Source organism: Bacillus sp. HMSC036E02 (genome assembly GCF_001836235.1).
Classification (GTDB): Bacteria; Bacillota; Bacilli; order Bacillales; family Bacillaceae_G; genus Bacillus_A; species Bacillus_A cereus.
The window spans coordinates 141,977-157,676 of sequence record NZ_KV827816.1 but is presented as its reverse complement, the minus strand read 5'-3'; the positions used below and the strand labels follow the sequence as shown (position 1 = coordinate 157,676).

The window sequence follows — 15,700 nt, the reverse complement described above, 5'->3', positions numbered from 1 at the left end:
AGGAGGAAAATCTGTGTCAATTCAAAAAATTGATGGAAAACGTTTATCACAAATGATCATGCAAGGAGCGAATAATTTAACAAACAATGTTCAGCTTGTTGATGCATTAAACGTATTTCCAGTTCCAGATGGCGATACCGGTACAAACATGAACTTATCTATGACTTCAGGTGCGCGTGAAGTGAAAGCAAACCCTTCACAGCATGCTGGTAAAGTCGGCGTAAGTTTAGCCAAAGGATTATTAATGGGAGCTCGTGGTAACTCTGGAGTTATTTTATCTCAGTTGTTCCGTGGTTTCTCTAAATCCATTGAACAAAAAGAAGAATTAACAACAGTTGATTTTGCTGCAGCACTAGAAGCTGGAGTAGAGGCGGCTTATAAAGCGGTTATGAAACCGATTGAAGGAACGATTTTAACGGTTGCAAGAGAAACGGGTAAATATGCAGTAACAGTTGCGAAAAAACAGCGCGACTTTGTTTTGTTTATGGAAGACGTTGTGAAAGAAGCAAACGCATCGTTAAATCGTACGCCAGATTTATTACCTGTATTAAAACAAGTTGGCGTTGTAGATAGCGGTGGTAAAGGTCTTGTAGTGGTATACGAAGGATTTTTAGCTGACTTAAAAGGAGAAACGATTTCTTCTGATGCACCGACGCAACCATCTATGAATGAAATGGTACGCGCAGAACATCACCGTAGTGTACAAAGCCAATTGAGTACAGAAGATATTAAGTATGGATATTGTACGGAATTCATGGTGAAATTAGAGGCTGAAAAGGTGAAAGAGCATAATTTCTCTGAACAAAAATTCCGTGAAGATATTAGTGTATATGGTGATTCTCTACTAGTTGTGTCTGATGATGAAATTGTAAAAGTTCATATCCATGCAGAACATCCTGGAGACGCTATGAACTACGGGCAAAAATACGGTAGTTTAATTAAGATTAAAGTAGAAAATATGCGTGAACAGCATACTGCTTTATTAGATGAACCTACTATGGTTCCTGAACAACCAGCTCAATCGAAAGAAAAACAACCATATGGTATCGTAACTGTAGCTATGGGGTCTGGTATTAAAACTTTATTTGAGAGCATCGGCGCAACGAAAGTTATCGAAGGTGGTCAAACGATGAATCCAAGTACGGAGGATATCGTGAAGGCAATTGAAGAAGCAAATGCTGAAAAAATCATTATTTTACCGAATAACGGAAATATTGTAATGGCAGCAGAACAAGCGGCATCAGTTGTAGATCAAGAAGTTATTGTTGTTCGTTCGAAAACAGTTCCTCAAGGTATGGCAGCAATGTTAGCATTTAACCCAGTTGGAACGTTAGAAGAGAATGAAGAAAACATGCAAGAAGCTTTATCTCATGTGAAAACAGGTCAAATTACGTATGCTGTACGTGATACGGAAATTGATGGTGTAGCAATTCAAAAAGATGACTTCATGTGTATTGCAGATGGGAAAATTGTATCTACAAATGCTGAAAAAGTAGGAGCTGCGAAGCAATTACTAGAAGCGCTTATTGATGAAGATTCTGAAATCGTAACGATTCTACAAGGTGAGGATGCAACTGACGAAGAAGTAGCGGAGTTAGTTGAATTTGTAGAAGAGAAATTTGAAGATGCAGAAGTAGAAGTGCATGCTGGAAACCAACCAGTGTATTCTTTCATCTTCTCTGTAGAATAAGATAAGATTCGTTTTGAAAATAAATGGATTACTTACTTGCTAATGGATAAGAAGTAGTAATATGAAGTTTATTACTAGTTTTTATTCAAAAGGCTAGCATATTGAAGAGAGAAAAGAGCCTTGCTGCTAATAGTGAGGCTCTTTTTTACTTGTTTTATATAAGGGATTTGAGTAGTTTCTCTTAGAATGCCTATGATAGAATATATAAGGTGAAAGAGAGCGATTACAGATGCTAATTGGTACTCAAATAAAATGCAATAAAGAAAATAATGTGACGGGGTGTGAGAATCTTGAATGATGTTGTACAAGTTCCTGTTACGGATGTAAAGGGGATCGGAGGAGAAACATCTGAGTTACTACATGAGATGGGTATTTATACAGTTTCTCATCTATTAGAACATTTTCCGTACCGTTATGAAGATTATGCGATGAAAGATCTTGCTGAAGTAAAGCATGATGAACGTGTAACGGTTGAAGGGAAGATTCATAGTGCTCCTTTGCTGCAATATTATGGTAAGAAGAAATCGCGTTTAACAGTTCGTGTTCTCGTTGGTCGTTATTTAATTACGGCGGTATGTTTTAATAGGCCTTACTATAAGCAAAAATTAAAGTTAGATGAAACGGTAACGATTACTGGTAAATGGGATCAACATCGTCAAACAATTGCTGTATCAGAACTTCATTTTGGGCCGGTTGTACGTCAACAAGAAGTGGAACCTGTTTATTCAGTAAAGGGGAAACTTACAGTAAAACAGATGCGTCGTTTTATTGCTCAAGCGTTAAAGGAATATGGAGATTCTATAGTCGAAGTGTTACCGGATGGTTTGTTAGGGCGATATAAATTATTACCAAGATATGAAGCGCTTAGGGCATTGCATTTTCCGGTAGGACAGGAAGATTTGAAGCAAGCGCGTCGCCGTTTTGTATATGAAGAATTTTTCTTATTTCAGCTGAAAATGCAAACGCTCCGGAAAATGGAGAGGGAAAATTCAAAAGGGACGAAGAAAGAGATTCCGTCAGTAGAATTACAAGAATTTATCGATGCACTGCCGTTTCCATTAACGGGTGCGCAGCGCCGAGTTGTAGATGAAATTTTGAAAGATATGACATCTCCTTATCGGATGAACCGACTATTGCAAGGTGACGTTGGTTCTGGGAAAACAGTTGTTGCTGCGATTGGCCTTTATGCATCGAAATTAGCTCATTATCAAGGTGCTTTAATGGTTCCTACAGAAATTTTAGCTGAGCAACATTATCAGTCGCTTGCTGAAACGTTTTCGCATTTTGGTATGAAGGTGGAACTGTTAACAAGTTCTGTTAAAGGTGCGAGACGTCGAGAAATTTTAGCGAAGTTAGAACAAGGAGAAATAGATATTCTTGTTGGAACGCATGCCTTAATTCAAGATGAAGTTATATTTCATAGGTTGGGTCTCGTTATTACAGATGAACAGCATCGATTTGGTGTAGCGCAGCGCCGAGTTTTACGGGAGAAAGGTGAAAGTCCAGATGTATTATTTATGACAGCGACACCAATTCCGCGTACGCTTGCAATTACTGCATTTGGAGAGATGGATGTTTCGATAATCGATGAGATGCCAGCAGGTAGAAAGGTGATTGAAACATATTGGGCAAAACATGATATGTTAGATCGCGTTCTCGGTTTTGTTGAAAAGGAGATAAAAAAAGGAAGACAGGCATACGTTATTTGTCCTCTAATTGAAGAATCTGAGAAACTTGATGTGCAAAATGCTATCGACTTACATAGTATGCTGACGCATCATTACCAAGGGAAATGCCAAGTTGGATTGATGCACGGGAGATTATCGTCTCAGGAAAAAGAAGAGATAATGGGACAGTTTAGTGAAAATAAAGTGCAAATTCTTGTATCGACAACAGTTGTTGAAGTAGGTGTGAACGTACCGAATGCGACTGTAATGGTTATTTATGATGCAGAACGTTTCGGTTTATCGCAGCTTCATCAGCTTAGAGGGCGTGTCGGCCGTGGTAGTGAGCAATCATATTGTTTACTAATAGCAGACCCTAAATCAGAAACAGGGAAAGAAAGAATGCGCATAATGACTGAAACAAATGATGGATTTGTATTGTCAGAAAAAGATTTAGAATTACGAGGTCCTGGAGATTTCTTTGGGAGTAAGCAAAGTGGCTTACCAGAATTTAAGGTTGCTGACATGGTACATGATTATCGAGCGTTAGAAACAGCAAGGCAAGATGCGGCGATACTAGTAGATTCAGAAGCGTTTTGGCACAATGATCAGTACGCTGCCTTGCGTACGTATCTTGATGGGACAGGTGTGTTCCAAGGAGAGAAGCTCGATTAAAGGGAGTCAACAAAAGTTTTTGTTGCATTCTACTTTTAATGATTATATACTACTGTTAGTACCTAGTCATAAAAATGGATGGTGCGGTATGAAAAAAAGAAGAAGTAAAAAAGAAAGACAAGAGTTATTACAACAAACAATCGAATCAAATCCTTTTATTACGGATGAAGATTTAGCGGAAAAATTTCAAGTGAGTATACAAACAGTACGACTTGATCGTATGGAATTGTCTATTCCTGAATTAAGAGAGAGAATTAAACATGTAGCTACAAAGCAACATGAAGAAGATGTGAAATCTTTACCGTTAGAAGAGGTTGTTGGAGAAATTATTGATATTGAATTAGATAGACATGCAATCTCTATCTTTGAAGTAAAGGTAGAACATGTATTTAAAAGAAATCAAATTGCCCGTGGGCATCATCTGTTTGCGCAAGCAAACTCACTAGCTGTTGCGGTTATTGATGAAGAATTAGCTTTAACTGCAAAGTCTACCATTCGATACATTCGCCCTGTAAAATTAGGAGAGCGTGTTGTTGCAAAAGCGCGCGTTGAAGATGTAGAGAATGATAAGGGACGGACGGTTGTCAAAGTGCGTAGCTTCGTTGGAGAAGAACTTGTTTTTACAGGCACTTTTGAAATGTATCGATCTAGTAATTATAGTGAGGAAGGTAACAACTTATGAAAATCGCAATAGATGCAATGGGCGGAGATCACGCTCCAAAGGCTGTAGTATTAGGGGCAATGAAAGCTATTAAGGAATATTCTGATTTACATATTACGTTAGTAGGGAAAGAAGAGGAAATTCGTCAATACTTAACGAGTGATGAACGAATTACTATTCTTCATACAGACGAAAAAATAGAATCAACGGAGGAACCAGTAAGAGCGGTTCGTCGAAAAAAACAAGCTTCAATGGTGCTTGCGGCACAACAAGTAAAGGATGGAGAAGCAGACGCTTGTATATCCGCAGGTAGTACAGGAGCTTTAATGGCAGCTGGATTATTTGTTGTCGGTCGTATGGAAGGAATTGAGCGACCAGCTTTATCGCCTACAATGCCGACTGTAGATGGAAAAGGTTTTGTTATGTTAGATGTTGGAGCAAATGTTGATGCAAAACCAATTCATTTATATCAATATGCAGTAATGGGATCTGTTTATGCTGAGAAGGTAAGAGGAATTGAAAATCCTCGTGTTGGACTATTAAACGTTGGAACAGAGGATGGAAAAGGAAACGAGCTTTCAAAGCAAGTATTTGCAATGCTTAAAGATGCGCCAATTAATTTCGTTGGGAACGTTGAATCGAGAGATTTATTGCAAGGTGTAGCAGATGTTGTTGTATGTGATGGTTTTACAGGGAATGTAGCGTTGAAATCATTAGAAGGAACAGCACTTGCGCTATTCTCTATGTTGAAAGAACAACTAATGAGTTCGTTTACGAGCAAATTAGCAGCGGCGGTATTAAAGCCAAAACTTATGGTATTAAAAGATAAAATGGATTATTCGGAGTATGGGGGAGCTGCATTATTTGGATTGAAAGCACCTGTCATTAAGGCTCACGGTTCTTCTAATGACCAGTCGATATTTAGTGCGATTCGTCAAACGAGAGAAATGGTAGCGAAAGAAGTAATTCCTACAATTTCAAGCGTAATGGAGAAAGAGTCACTCCAATAAGAGGAGGATTTGAAATGGGAAAAATAGCATTTCTTTTTCCGGGCCAAGGTTCACAGGCAGTTGGAATGGGTAAACAATTAGCAGAGAATAATAAAGAGGTTGCAAAAGTGTTTGCAAAAGCAGATGAGGTGTTACAAGAGTCACTTTCAGAAGTGATTTTTGAAGGCCCGCAGGAAAAGCTTACATTAACAACAAATGCTCAGCCTGCATTATTAACAACGAGTTTTGCTATTTTGACAGCTTTGAAAGAGTATGACATTACACCTGACTTTGTCGCTGGTCATAGTTTAGGTGAATATAGCGCTCTTGTAGCAGCTGGTGCATTAACTTTTGAAGATGCTGTATATGCTGTAAGGAAACGCGGGGAATATATGGAAGAAGCTGTTCCGGGCGGGGAAGGCGCAATGGCAGCTATATTAGGTGCTGACCCACATATGCTGAAACAAGTTACAGAAGAAGTAACAAGTGAAGGATATGCAGTGCAAATCGCTAATATGAATAGTACGAAGCAAATTGTAATTTCTGGAACGAAGCAAGGCGTAGAGGTTGCCTCTCAAAGAGCGAAAGAAAATGGTGCAAAGAGAGCGATTCCACTAAAAGTAAGTGGGCCATTCCATTCTTCACTTATGAAGCCGGCAGCTGAGAAGTTCCAAAGTGTTTTAAATGAAATTACAATTCATGACACGAATATTCCTGTTATTGCAAATGTTACAGCGGAAGTTATTACACGTGGTGCAGACATTCAAGAAAAGTTAATCGAACAGCTTTATTCGCCTGTATTATGGTACCCGTCTATTGAATATATGGTGAAGCAGGGAGTAGATACATTTATTGAAATTGGACCTGGAAAAGTACTTGCTGGACTTATGAAGTCAATTGATTCATCAGTAAAAGCATATGCGATATACGATGAAGAGACATTAAAAGATACCATTTCAAATTTGAGAGGAGAAAACTGATGTTAAAAGGGAAGGTAGCATTAGTAACTGGCGCTTCACGTGGAATTGGTCGCGCGATTGCGATCGATTTAGCGAAACAAGGGGCAAATGTTGTAGTAAATTATGCTGGCAATGAACAAAAAGCAAATGAAGTAGTAGATGAAATTAAAAAATTAGGTTCTGATGCAATTGCGGTAAGAGCAGATGTTGCAAATGCTGATGATGTTACAAATATGGTGAAACAAACAGTAGATACATTTGGACAAGTTGATATTCTTGTAAATAATGCTGGTGTAACGAAAGATAATTTATTAATGCGTATGAAAGAAGAAGAATGGGATACAGTTATTAATACAAACTTAAAAGGTGTATTCTTATGTACAAAAGCAGTATCTCGTTATATGATGCGTCAACGTCATGGTAGAATTATAAATATCGCTTCTGTTGTTGGTGTCATAGGAAACCCAGGACAAGCTAATTATGTTGCTGCTAAAGCGGGTGTTATTGGATTAACAAAAACATCTGCAAAAGAGTTAGCAAGTCGAAATATTACAGTGAATGCAATTGCGCCGGGCTTTATTGCGACTGATATGACGGATGTACTAGATGAGAATATTAAAGCTGAAATGTTAAAAGTTATTCCAGCTGCTCAATTTGGTGAAGCGAAAGATATCGCGAATGCTGTAACGTTTTTTGCTTCTGATCAAAGCAAATATGTTACAGGTCAAACGTTAAATGTTGATGGCGGTATGGTAATGTAATAAAAGAATCGATTTCACCTAGTTTTTTTGGTCAATATTTAATATAATATTTGAGGGGAGGTGAATGGAATGGCAGATGTTTTAGAGCGCGTAACAAAAATCATCGTTGATCGTTTAGGAGTAGAAGAGACTGAGGTAGTACCAGCTGCAAGCTTCAAGGAAGATTTAGGAGCAGACTCCCTAGATGTAGTAGAACTTGTAATGCAATTAGAAGATGAATTCGAAATGGAAATTTCTGATGAAGATGCTGAAAAGATTGCTACTGTTGGCGATGCTGTGACTTACATAGAGAGTCATCTATAATGCTTAAGTGAAGTCCCGTTTTTTAGCGGGGCTTTCTGGCTTATATCTGGAGGGACCTATGCCGTACCGAAAATATAGAGAAAAAAAATACGAAACAAAATATCGTGAAGCATTTAAAGTGTTTCAAGAAAAGATAGGTATTACGTTTACAGATGAAAAATTATTGATTCAAGCATTTACGCATTCATCGTATGTGAATGAGCATCGAAAAAAACCGCATGAAGATAATGAGCGTCTTGAATTTCTTGGAGATGCAGTATTGGAACTGACTGTATCACAGTATCTGTTTCAAAAATATCCGACAATGAGCGAAGGAGAGTTAACAAAACTACGTGCAGCTATTGTATGTGAGCCATCTCTTGTTCGTTTTGCGAACGAATTGTCATTTGGCAGCCTTGTTTTATTAGGAAAAGGTGAAGAAATGACAGGTGGACGTGAACGACCAGCTTTATTAGCGGATGTCTTTGAAGCGTTTATTGGTGCCCTTTATCTTGATCAAGGGCTAGAAACAGTTTGGGAATTCTTAAAAGAAATTGTATATCCGAAAATTAATGAGGGTGCTTTTTCTCATGTGATGGATTATAAGAGTCAGTTGCAAGAATTGATTCAGCGTGATGGCAGTGGCAATGTTGAGTATCAAATTTTGCAAGAAAAAGGACCAGCTCACAATCGAGAATTTGTGTCACGTGTTACGTTAAATAACGTAGCTTTAGGTCTTGGTAGTGGTAAGTCGAAAAAAGAAGCAGAGCAACAAGCTGCTGCAGAAGCATTGAAAAAATTAAAAGAACAACTATAAGGAATCCCCCTTTGAATGAGGGGGATTCCTTATGCATAGAATGAAACTTTCTTTTTGTTTATAAAGAAAAAGAAGGTAAATCCGTATAATACTTGTTTTTATATAGAGAACATTTATAACGACGGAGAATAGGAGGAAGGCCTTTCGTGTTTTTAAAAAGATTAGAAATAGCAGGGTTTAAGTCTTTTGCTGAGCGTGTATCTGTTGATTTTGTCCCAGGTGTAACTTCTGTAGTAGGACCTAATGGAAGCGGGAAAAGTAATATTACTGATGCAATTCGCTGGGTACTTGGTGAACAATCTGCAAAATCATTACGTGGTGCAAAGATGGAGGATATTATTTTTGCAGGCAGTGATACGAGGAGAGCGGTTAATGTTGCTGAAGTAACAATAACTTTAAATAATGAAGATCAACGTTTACCAATTGAATACAATGAGGTGTGTGTAACACGTCGTGTATCTCGTTCAGGTGATAGTGATTTTTATATTAATAAACAATCATGTAGATTGAAAGATATTATCGATTTATTTATGGACTCTGGTATGGGAAGAGAAGCTTTTTCAATTATTAGCCAGGGGAAAGTGGAAGAGATTTTAAGTAGTAAGTCAGAAGAGCGTCGAGGTGTATTTGAAGAAGCGGCAGGCGTACTAAAATACAAACTTCGCAAAAAGAAAGCTGAAGGGAAACTAGCAGAAACACAAGAAAACTTAAATCGTGTACAAGATATAATTCATGAATTAAGTAGTCAAGTAGAACCTTTAGAAAGACAAGCTTCTATTGCGAAAGATTATCTTGAGAATAAAGAAGAATTAGAGAAAGTAGAAGCTGCGCTTATTGTTCATGAAATTGAAGAATTGCATGAGAAATGGGAAGCGCTTCGAAATCAGTTTGGGCATAATAAAAACGAAGAAGCTAAAATGTCAACGAATTTACAAAAAAGTGAAGAAGAGCTTGAGGAATTACGAGGACAATTACAAGCGGTAGACGAGTCTGTAGACTCGTTGCAAGAAGTACTTCTTCTTTCTAGTAAAGAGCTAGAAAAACTAGAAGGGCAGCGTGAGTTGTTAAAAGAAAGAAAGCAAAATGCTACGACGCATTGTGCGCAACTTGAGCAGTTAATTGTTGAATTAACTGAGAAAGCTAAAAGTTACGATGGTGAGATTGAGTCAAGTACAGAATCTTTAATGCAATTTGTGAATGAAGTAAAAGAGTTGGAGCAAAAATTGCATGATAATGAGCAACTGCTTGCTACTTTTGCTGACAATTTAGAGGAACAGATTGAGAATTTAAAAGGTGACTATATTGAGCTTTTAAATCAACAAGCTAGTCATCGTAATGAATTATCTATGATTGAAGAACAATCGAAACAGCAAACGTCTAAAAACGAACGTCTAGATGAAGAGAATGCGAAATATGTAGAAATGCGTATGGAAATTACAGCGAAAAAGACGAAACTTGTAGAAAGTTACGAACAAGCGAAAGAAAAAGTAGCTGGCATTCTCTCAAATATACAGAAGACAGAGGCGGCGCTTGGGAAATGTAAGACGCAGTATAGTGAAAATGAAACAAAACTGTATCAAGCATATCAATTTGTGCAACAGGCACGTTCTCGAAAAGAAATGCTTGAAGAGATGCAAGAAGATTATTCTGGATTCTATCAAGGTGTACGTGAAGTATTGAAAGCTAGAGAAAATAGGTTGCAAGGTATCGAGGGTGCTGTTGCGGAACTGTTAACGGTACCGAAAGAATACGAAGTTGCAATGGAAATCGCTCTAGGTGCAGCGATGCAGCATATTGTTGTACAAACAGAGGAACATGCTCGTAATGCGATTGCATTTCTAAAGCAAAATAAACATGGACGTGCAACGTTTTTACCGCAAGCTGTTATTAAAAGCAGATCGTTATCATTTGAGCAATTACGCATTGCAAATCAACACCCATCGTTTGTAGGTGTGGCGGCAGAACTTGTGCAGTACAACAATAAATATGAAAATGTAGTTTCAAATTTATTAGGTACTGTTATTGTTGCGAAAGATTTACGTGGAGCAAATGAGTTGGCGAAACAACTGCAATACCGTTATCGTATTGTAACAATCGAAGGTGACGTAGTGAATCCTGGCGGTTCTATGACTGGTGGGGCGGTAAAGCAAGCGAAATCTTCTTTATTAGGACGCCAACGTGAACTGGAAGAGTGGACTCGCAAGTTAACTGATATGGAAGAAAAAACAACGAAGTTAGAAAACTTTGTTAAAGCAGTAAAACAAGAGATTCAAGAAAAAGAAGTGAAAATACGCGAACTAAGGCAAACTGTAGAAGCAGATCGTGTAGATGAGCAGAAATTAAGAGAAGAGATTAATCGTTTAGAATTAGAAGAACATCGTATTAATGATCGGTTGTCTATTTATGATTTAGAGATTGAAGGGTTTTTACAAGATCGAGTAAAAATGCAAGGGCGTAAAGAGGAGTTAGAAGGGGTTTTAACGAATCTTCAAGCTGAAATCACTAAGTTAGATAGTAAAATTGTAGCTTTAACAAAACAAAAAAGTGAGCAACATTCTTCGAAAGAAAAAGTTCAAAAAGAAATGACTGAGTTAAAAGTGCTGGCAGCTGAAAAGCAACAACGCTTATCTAATCAAAAAGAAAAAGTTGAACGATTGACGAAGGAAAAAGAAGAAACGGATGCGACACTTGTAAAAACGAAAGAGGATTTAGCGTTCTTAAAACAAGAAATGACATCTAATTCAAGTGGTGAAGAGCAAATTACGAATATGATTGAGAAGAAAGCATATGATCGTAATCAAACTTCAGAATTAATTCGCTCTCGTCGTGAACAACGTGTATCGTTGCAAGAGAGAGTAGAACATTTAGAGCACCATTTGAAAGAAACGACAGGTAAACATAAATATATTCTTGAAATGTTGAAAGATCAAGAAGTGAGAATAAATCGACTTGATGTAGAGTTGGAAAATAGATTACAACATTTACGTGAAACATATACGATTTCATTTGAAGCGGCAAAACTAAAATATACAATGACAATGCCTGCAGAAGATGCGAGTAAGAAAGTAAAATTAATCAAATTATCCATAGAAGAGTTAGGTACAGTGAACCTAGGGGCAATTGATGAATATGAACGTGTAGCGGAGCGTCATACATTCTTACTAGAGCAGAGAGACGACCTAGAAGAAGCGAAAGCGACATTGCACCAGCTTATTACCGAAATGGATGAAGAAATGAAAAAACGCTTTTCTACTACGTTTGAAGGCATTAGAATGGAGTTTCAATCGGTATTCTCTGAATTATTTGGAGGCGGTAGAGCGGATTTAGTAATGACTAATCCAGAGGATTTACTAAATACGGGTATTGATATTGTAGCACAACCGCCAGGGAAGAAACTGCAGAACTTAGGTTTACTTTCAGGTGGAGAGCGTGCTTTAACAGCAATTGCGCTTTTATTTGGTATTTTAAAAGTACGCCCAGTACCGTTCTGTGTACTAGATGAGGTAGAGGCAGCCCTTGATGAGGCGAATGTAGCTCGTTTTGCACAGTATTTAAAGAAATTCAGTGATGAGACGCAGTTTATTGTAATTACACATAGAAAAGGTACAATGGAAGAGTCTGATGTGTTGTACGGTGTAACAATGCAAGAATCGGGGGTATCTAAACTTGTTTCGGTTCGTTTAGACGCCGGAGAAGAACTTATTGCAAGTGAATAGGAAGGATGGGAAAGTATGAGTTTTTTTAAAAAACTAAAAGAAAAAATTTCAAAACAAACGGATACAGTTACAGAGAAATTTAAACAAGGATTAGAAAAAACGAGAAATTCATTTGCGGATAAAGTGAATGATTTAGTGTATCGTTACCGTAAAGTGGACGAAGATTTCTTCGAAGAGTTAGAAGAAATTTTAATCGGTGCAGACGTTGGCGTTGCGACGGTAATGGAATTAATTGACCAATTGAAAGAAGAAGTACAACGTCGTAACATTCAAGATCCAAAAGAAGTACAAGCTGTTATTTCAGAAAAACTAGTAGGAATTTACAAAGGTGACAGCGATTTTAGTAACGAAATTAATATGCAAGAGGACCAATTAACGGTCGTTTTATTTGTTGGTGTTAATGGTGTAGGAAAAACGACGACAATTGGTAAACTGGCGCATAAGTTTAAATCAGAAGGTAAGTCAGTCCTATTGGCGGCAGGAGATACATTCCGTGCTGGAGCGATTGAACAATTAGAAGTATGGGGCGATCGCGTTGGTGTAGAAGTGATTAAACAAGGATCTGGATCTGATCCAGCGGCGGTTATGTATGACGCTGTACAAGCAGCGAAAGCACGTAAGGTAGATGTATTACTATGTGACACAGCAGGACGCTTGCAAAATAAAGTGAACTTAATGAAAGAGTTAGAAAAGGTGAAGCGTGTAATTGAGCGTGAAGTACCAGGTGCTCCTCATGAAGTATTGCTTGTTATTGATGCAACAACAGGACAAAACGGTTTAAGCCAAGCGAAAACATTCCGTGAAGCAACGAATGTAACTGGTATTGTTTTAACGAAGTTAGATGGAACTGCTAAAGGTGGTATTGTATTAGCGATTCGTAACGAAATGGATGTACCGGTGAAGTTTGTTGGATTAGGAGAACAAATGGATGACTTGCAGCAGTTTGATCCAGAACAATATGTGTATGGTTTATTTGCGAACTTAGTAGAAACAGAAGAAGTATAAGCGAAAGAAGCGGTATTTCCGCTTCTTTTTCTATAAAAAATATATGATGTTAAGAAAAAAACTTGACACTCTTTTGGACTACATGTAAACTAATTCATGTAAAGGGAAATCACTTAACAAAGGATGATCCAACATGCTCGAAAAAACAACGAGAATGAACTATTTATTTGATTTTTATCAATCGTTGTTAACGCAAAAACAAAGAAGTTATATGTCGCTTTATTATCTAGATGATTTATCTCTTGGTGAAATTGCGGAAGAATTTGATGTAAGTCGCCAAGCCGTGTATGATAACATTAAACGGACTGAAGCGATGCTTGAAGAATATGAAGAAAAATTAGTATTACTTCAAAAGTTTCAAGAGCGACAGCGACTTGTTGCAAAGCTAAAACAGCTAATCAGCGAAGAAGAGCATGTGAATGAAGAAATGAAACAAGTTGTTGAAGCTATCGAAAAATTAGATTAGGAGGGCGGCAATATGGCATTTGAAGGATTAGCCGACCGACTTCAACAGACAATGCAAAAAATCCGCGGCAAAGGAAAAGTTTCTGAAGCCGATGTGAAAGAAATGATGAGAGAAGTTCGTCTAGCTCTTTTAGAAGCGGATGTTAACTTTAAAGTAGTAAAAGATTTTGTGAAGCGTGTGTCTGAACGTGCTGTCGGACAAGATGTAATGAAAAGTTTGACACCTGGACAACAAGTAATTAAAGTTGTACAGGAAGAACTTACAGAACTTATGGGCGGAGAGCAAAGCAAAATTGCTGTTGCTAATAAGCCACCGACTGTTATTATGATGGTTGGTCTGCAAGGTGCGGGTAAAACAACGACGACAGGTAAGCTTGCGAATTTGCTTCGTAAAAAGCATAATCGTAAACCGATGCTTGTTGCAGCGGATATTTACCGTCCAGCAGCGATTAAACAGCTTGAAACATTAGGGAAGCAATTGGACATGCCTGTATTTTCTTTAGGAGATCAAGTAAGTCCTGTTGAAATTGCGAAACAAGCGATTGCAAAAGCAAAAGAAGATCATCACGATTATGTTTTAATCGATACAGCGGGTCGCCTGCATATTGATGAAGAATTAATGGATGAATTAGCGAAAGTGAAAGAAGTTGCGAAACCGGATGAAATTTTCCTTGTTGTCGATGCGATGACGGGGCAAGACGCGGTAAATGTTGCACAAAGTTTTCATGAACAGTTAGGTTTAACAGGTGTTGTATTAACGAAATTAGATGGTGATACGCGCGGTGGTGCTGCATTATCTATTAAGGCTGTAACAAACACGCCGATTAAATTTGCTGGTATGGGTGAAAAACTAGATGCAATTGAAGCGTTCCATCCAGAGCGTATGGCATCCCGTATTTTAGGGATGGGCGATGTCTTAACATTGATTGAAAAAGCGCAAGCTACAGTTGATGAAGAGAAAGCAAAAGAACTTGAGCAAAAAATGCGTACGCTTTCGTTTACGCTTGACGATTTCCTAGAACAACTTGGACAAGTGCGCCAACTTGGGCCGCTTGATGAATTGTTAGGAATGCTTCCTGGTGCAAATAAAATTAAAGGGCTGAAAAATGCGCAAGTTGATGAAAAACAAATTGGGCATATTGAGGCAATTATTCGTTCTATGACTAAATTAGAACGAGAACAACCGGAAATAATCAATGCTAGTCGCAAAAAGCGCATTGCCAAAGGTAGCGGTACAACTGTACAAGAAATCAATCGTCTAATTAAGCAATTCGATGACATGAAAAAAATGATGAAGACGATGACGGGAATGCAAAAAGGTAAGAAAAAAGGACTAGGTGGATTGAAGTTTCCATTCATGTAAGGAAAAAAAGATGGCTCTGTTAAGAAAAAATACTTTACAAAGCAATAGTCTTTTTGCTAATATAATTATCTGTGTGAAATAAATTCGGAGGTGCTTTATAAATGGCAGTTAAAATTCGTTTAAAACGTATGGGAGCTAAAAAAACTCCTTTCTATCGTGTAGTTGTTGCAGATTCTCGTTCTCCTCGTGACGGACGTTTCATTGAGGAAATCGGAACTTACAATCCAGTTGCTCAACCAGCTGAAGTTAAGATCAACGAAGAAGCAGCATTAAAATGGTTAGGAAATGGTGCTAAACCATCTGATACAGTTCGTAACTTATTCTCTAACCAAGGTATCATGGAGAAATTCCACTTATCTAAACAAGGTAAGTAATTGAGGCAATGACTATGAAGAAGTTAGTCGAGACGATTGTCAAGCCTCTTGTCGATTATCCTGAAGATGTAAAAGTTACACAGGAACTTTGCAACGGAGAGATAAAGTATCGATTAACTGTACATCCTGAGGATGTTGGAAAAGTCATTGGAAAGCAAGGGAGAGTTGCGAAAGCGATTCGAATGCTCTTGTATTCAGTGGGACATCATAATGATGAAAAAGTAACACTGGAAATTCAATAAACGTAAAAAGGGCGAGGAGTTATTCCTCTCCCTTTTT

General features: G+C 37.9%; 14 protein-coding genes. All 14 read left to right on the top strand.

The features are described from left to right. Nucleotides 1–13 precede the first annotated feature (13 nt). The 14 genes from HMPREF2590_RS05125 to HMPREF2590_RS05060 all read left to right on the top strand — a co-directional run bounded on the left by HMPREF2590_RS05125 (nt 14) and on the right by HMPREF2590_RS05060 (nt 15,663). Nucleotides 14–1,690 carry a DAK2 domain-containing protein gene (locus HMPREF2590_RS05125; RefSeq protein WP_000027129.1) on the top strand — a complete coding sequence of 559 codons (1,677 nt, stop codon included), beginning with the start codon at nt 14–16 and terminating at the stop codon, nt 1,688–1,690. 290 nt (nt 1,691–1,980) lie between these two features. Further along, nucleotides 1,981–4,029 (top strand): ATP-dependent DNA helicase RecG, encoded by a 2,049-nt coding sequence (gene recG, locus HMPREF2590_RS05120; protein ID WP_001000813.1) that lies wholly within the window; start codon nt 1,981–1,983, stop codon nt 4,027–4,029. Between the two features lie 88 nt (nt 4,030–4,117). Next, entirely contained in the window at nt 4,118–4,711 is a 594-nt protein-coding gene (gene fapR / locus HMPREF2590_RS05115; protein ID WP_000747349.1) for a transcription factor FapR, read from the top strand. After that, nucleotides 4,708–5,700 carry a phosphate acyltransferase PlsX gene (plsX, locus tag HMPREF2590_RS05110; RefSeq protein ID WP_000684100.1) on the top strand — a complete coding sequence of 331 codons (993 nt, stop codon included), beginning with the start codon at nt 4,708–4,710 and terminating at the stop codon, nt 5,698–5,700. The genes fapR and plsX overlap by 4 nt, the downstream gene beginning before the upstream one ends. Before the next feature lie 14 nt (nt 5,701–5,714). Beyond that, complete coding sequence (gene fabD / locus HMPREF2590_RS05105) at nt 5,715–6,659, top strand: ACP S-malonyltransferase (protein ID WP_000515911.1); 945 nt, start codon at nt 5,715–5,717, stop codon at nt 6,657–6,659. Further along, nucleotides 6,659–7,399 (top strand): 3-oxoacyl-[acyl-carrier-protein] reductase, encoded by a 741-nt coding sequence (fabG, locus tag HMPREF2590_RS05100; RefSeq protein WP_000911773.1) that lies wholly within the window; start codon nt 6,659–6,661, stop codon nt 7,397–7,399. The genes fabD and fabG overlap by 1 nt, the downstream gene beginning before the upstream one ends. Nucleotides 7,400–7,468: 69 nt before the next feature. Next, the gene (gene acpP, locus HMPREF2590_RS05095) at nt 7,469–7,702 is read left to right on the top strand and encodes an acyl carrier protein (RefSeq protein WP_000786062.1); all 234 of its coding nucleotides are present in this window, start codon (nt 7,469–7,471) and stop codon (nt 7,700–7,702) included. 58 nt (nt 7,703–7,760) lie between these two features. Further along, the gene (gene rncS, locus HMPREF2590_RS05090) at nt 7,761–8,498 is read left to right on the top strand and encodes a ribonuclease III (protein WP_001146875.1); all 738 of its coding nucleotides are present in this window, start codon (nt 7,761–7,763) and stop codon (nt 8,496–8,498) included. A 146-nt stretch (nt 8,499–8,644) separates the two neighbouring features. Then, nucleotides 8,645–12,214, top strand: a complete 3,570-nt coding sequence (gene smc, locus HMPREF2590_RS05085; protein WP_050822098.1) for a chromosome segregation protein SMC — start codon at nt 8,645–8,647, stop codon at nt 12,212–12,214. A 15-nt stretch (nt 12,215–12,229) separates the two neighbouring features. Continuing rightward, nucleotides 12,230–13,219: a signal recognition particle-docking protein FtsY gene (gene ftsY, locus HMPREF2590_RS05080; protein WP_000007655.1), complete on the top strand. Its 990-nt coding sequence runs from the start codon at nt 12,230–12,232 to the stop codon at nt 13,217–13,219. Nucleotides 13,220–13,352: 133 nt separating this feature from the next. Then, a complete protein-coding gene (locus HMPREF2590_RS05075; RefSeq protein WP_000891062.1) occupies nt 13,353–13,685 on the top strand; it encodes a putative DNA-binding protein in 333 nt (110 codons plus the stop codon). Nucleotides 13,686–13,697: 12 nt separating this feature from the next. Next, entirely contained in the window at nt 13,698–15,047 is a 1,350-nt protein-coding gene (gene ffh, locus HMPREF2590_RS05070) for a signal recognition particle protein (RefSeq protein ID WP_000863460.1), read from the top strand. 101 nt (nt 15,048–15,148) lie between these two features. Next, on the top strand, nt 15,149–15,421 hold the full coding sequence (gene rpsP / locus HMPREF2590_RS05065; RefSeq protein WP_000268750.1) for a 30S ribosomal protein S16: 273 nt from the start codon (nt 15,149–15,151) through the stop codon (nt 15,419–15,421). Nucleotides 15,422–15,435: 14 nt separating this feature from the next. Then, nucleotides 15,436–15,663 (top strand): KH domain-containing protein, encoded by a 228-nt coding sequence (locus tag HMPREF2590_RS05060; RefSeq protein ID WP_000737401.1) that lies wholly within the window; start codon nt 15,436–15,438, stop codon nt 15,661–15,663. Nucleotides 15,664–15,700 lie beyond the last annotated feature (37 nt).

Bases quoted from the DNA above. Each gene is read 5' to 3' on its own strand.
- acpP (WP_000786062.1), top strand. From the start codon at position 7,469: ATGGCAGATGTTTTAGAGCGCGTAACAAAAATCATCGTTGATCGTTTA.
- rncS (WP_001146875.1), top strand. From the start codon at position 7,761: ATGCCGTACCGAAAATATAGAGAAAAAAAATACGAAACAAAATATCGT.
- ftsY (WP_000007655.1), top strand. From the start codon at position 12,230: ATGAGTTTTTTTAAAAAACTAAAAGAAAAAATTTCAAAACAAACGGAT.
- HMPREF2590_RS05060 (WP_000737401.1), top strand. From the start codon at position 15,436: ATGAAGAAGTTAGTCGAGACGATTGTCAAGCCTCTTGTCGATTATCCT.
- rpsP (WP_000268750.1), top strand. From the start codon at position 15,149: ATGGCAGTTAAAATTCGTTTAAAACGTATGGGAGCTAAAAAAACTCCT.
- ffh (WP_000863460.1), top strand. From the start codon at position 13,698: ATGGCATTTGAAGGATTAGCCGACCGACTTCAACAGACAATGCAAAAA.
- fabG (WP_000911773.1), top strand. From the start codon at position 6,659: ATGTTAAAAGGGAAGGTAGCATTAGTAACTGGCGCTTCACGTGGAATT.
- fabD (WP_000515911.1), top strand. From the start codon at position 5,715: ATGGGAAAAATAGCATTTCTTTTTCCGGGCCAAGGTTCACAGGCAGTT.
- fapR (WP_000747349.1), top strand. From the start codon at position 4,118: ATGAAAAAAAGAAGAAGTAAAAAAGAAAGACAAGAGTTATTACAACAA.
- HMPREF2590_RS05075 (WP_000891062.1), top strand. From the start codon at position 13,353: ATGCTCGAAAAAACAACGAGAATGAACTATTTATTTGATTTTTATCAA.
- plsX (WP_000684100.1), top strand. From the start codon at position 4,708: ATGAAAATCGCAATAGATGCAATGGGCGGAGATCACGCTCCAAAGGCT.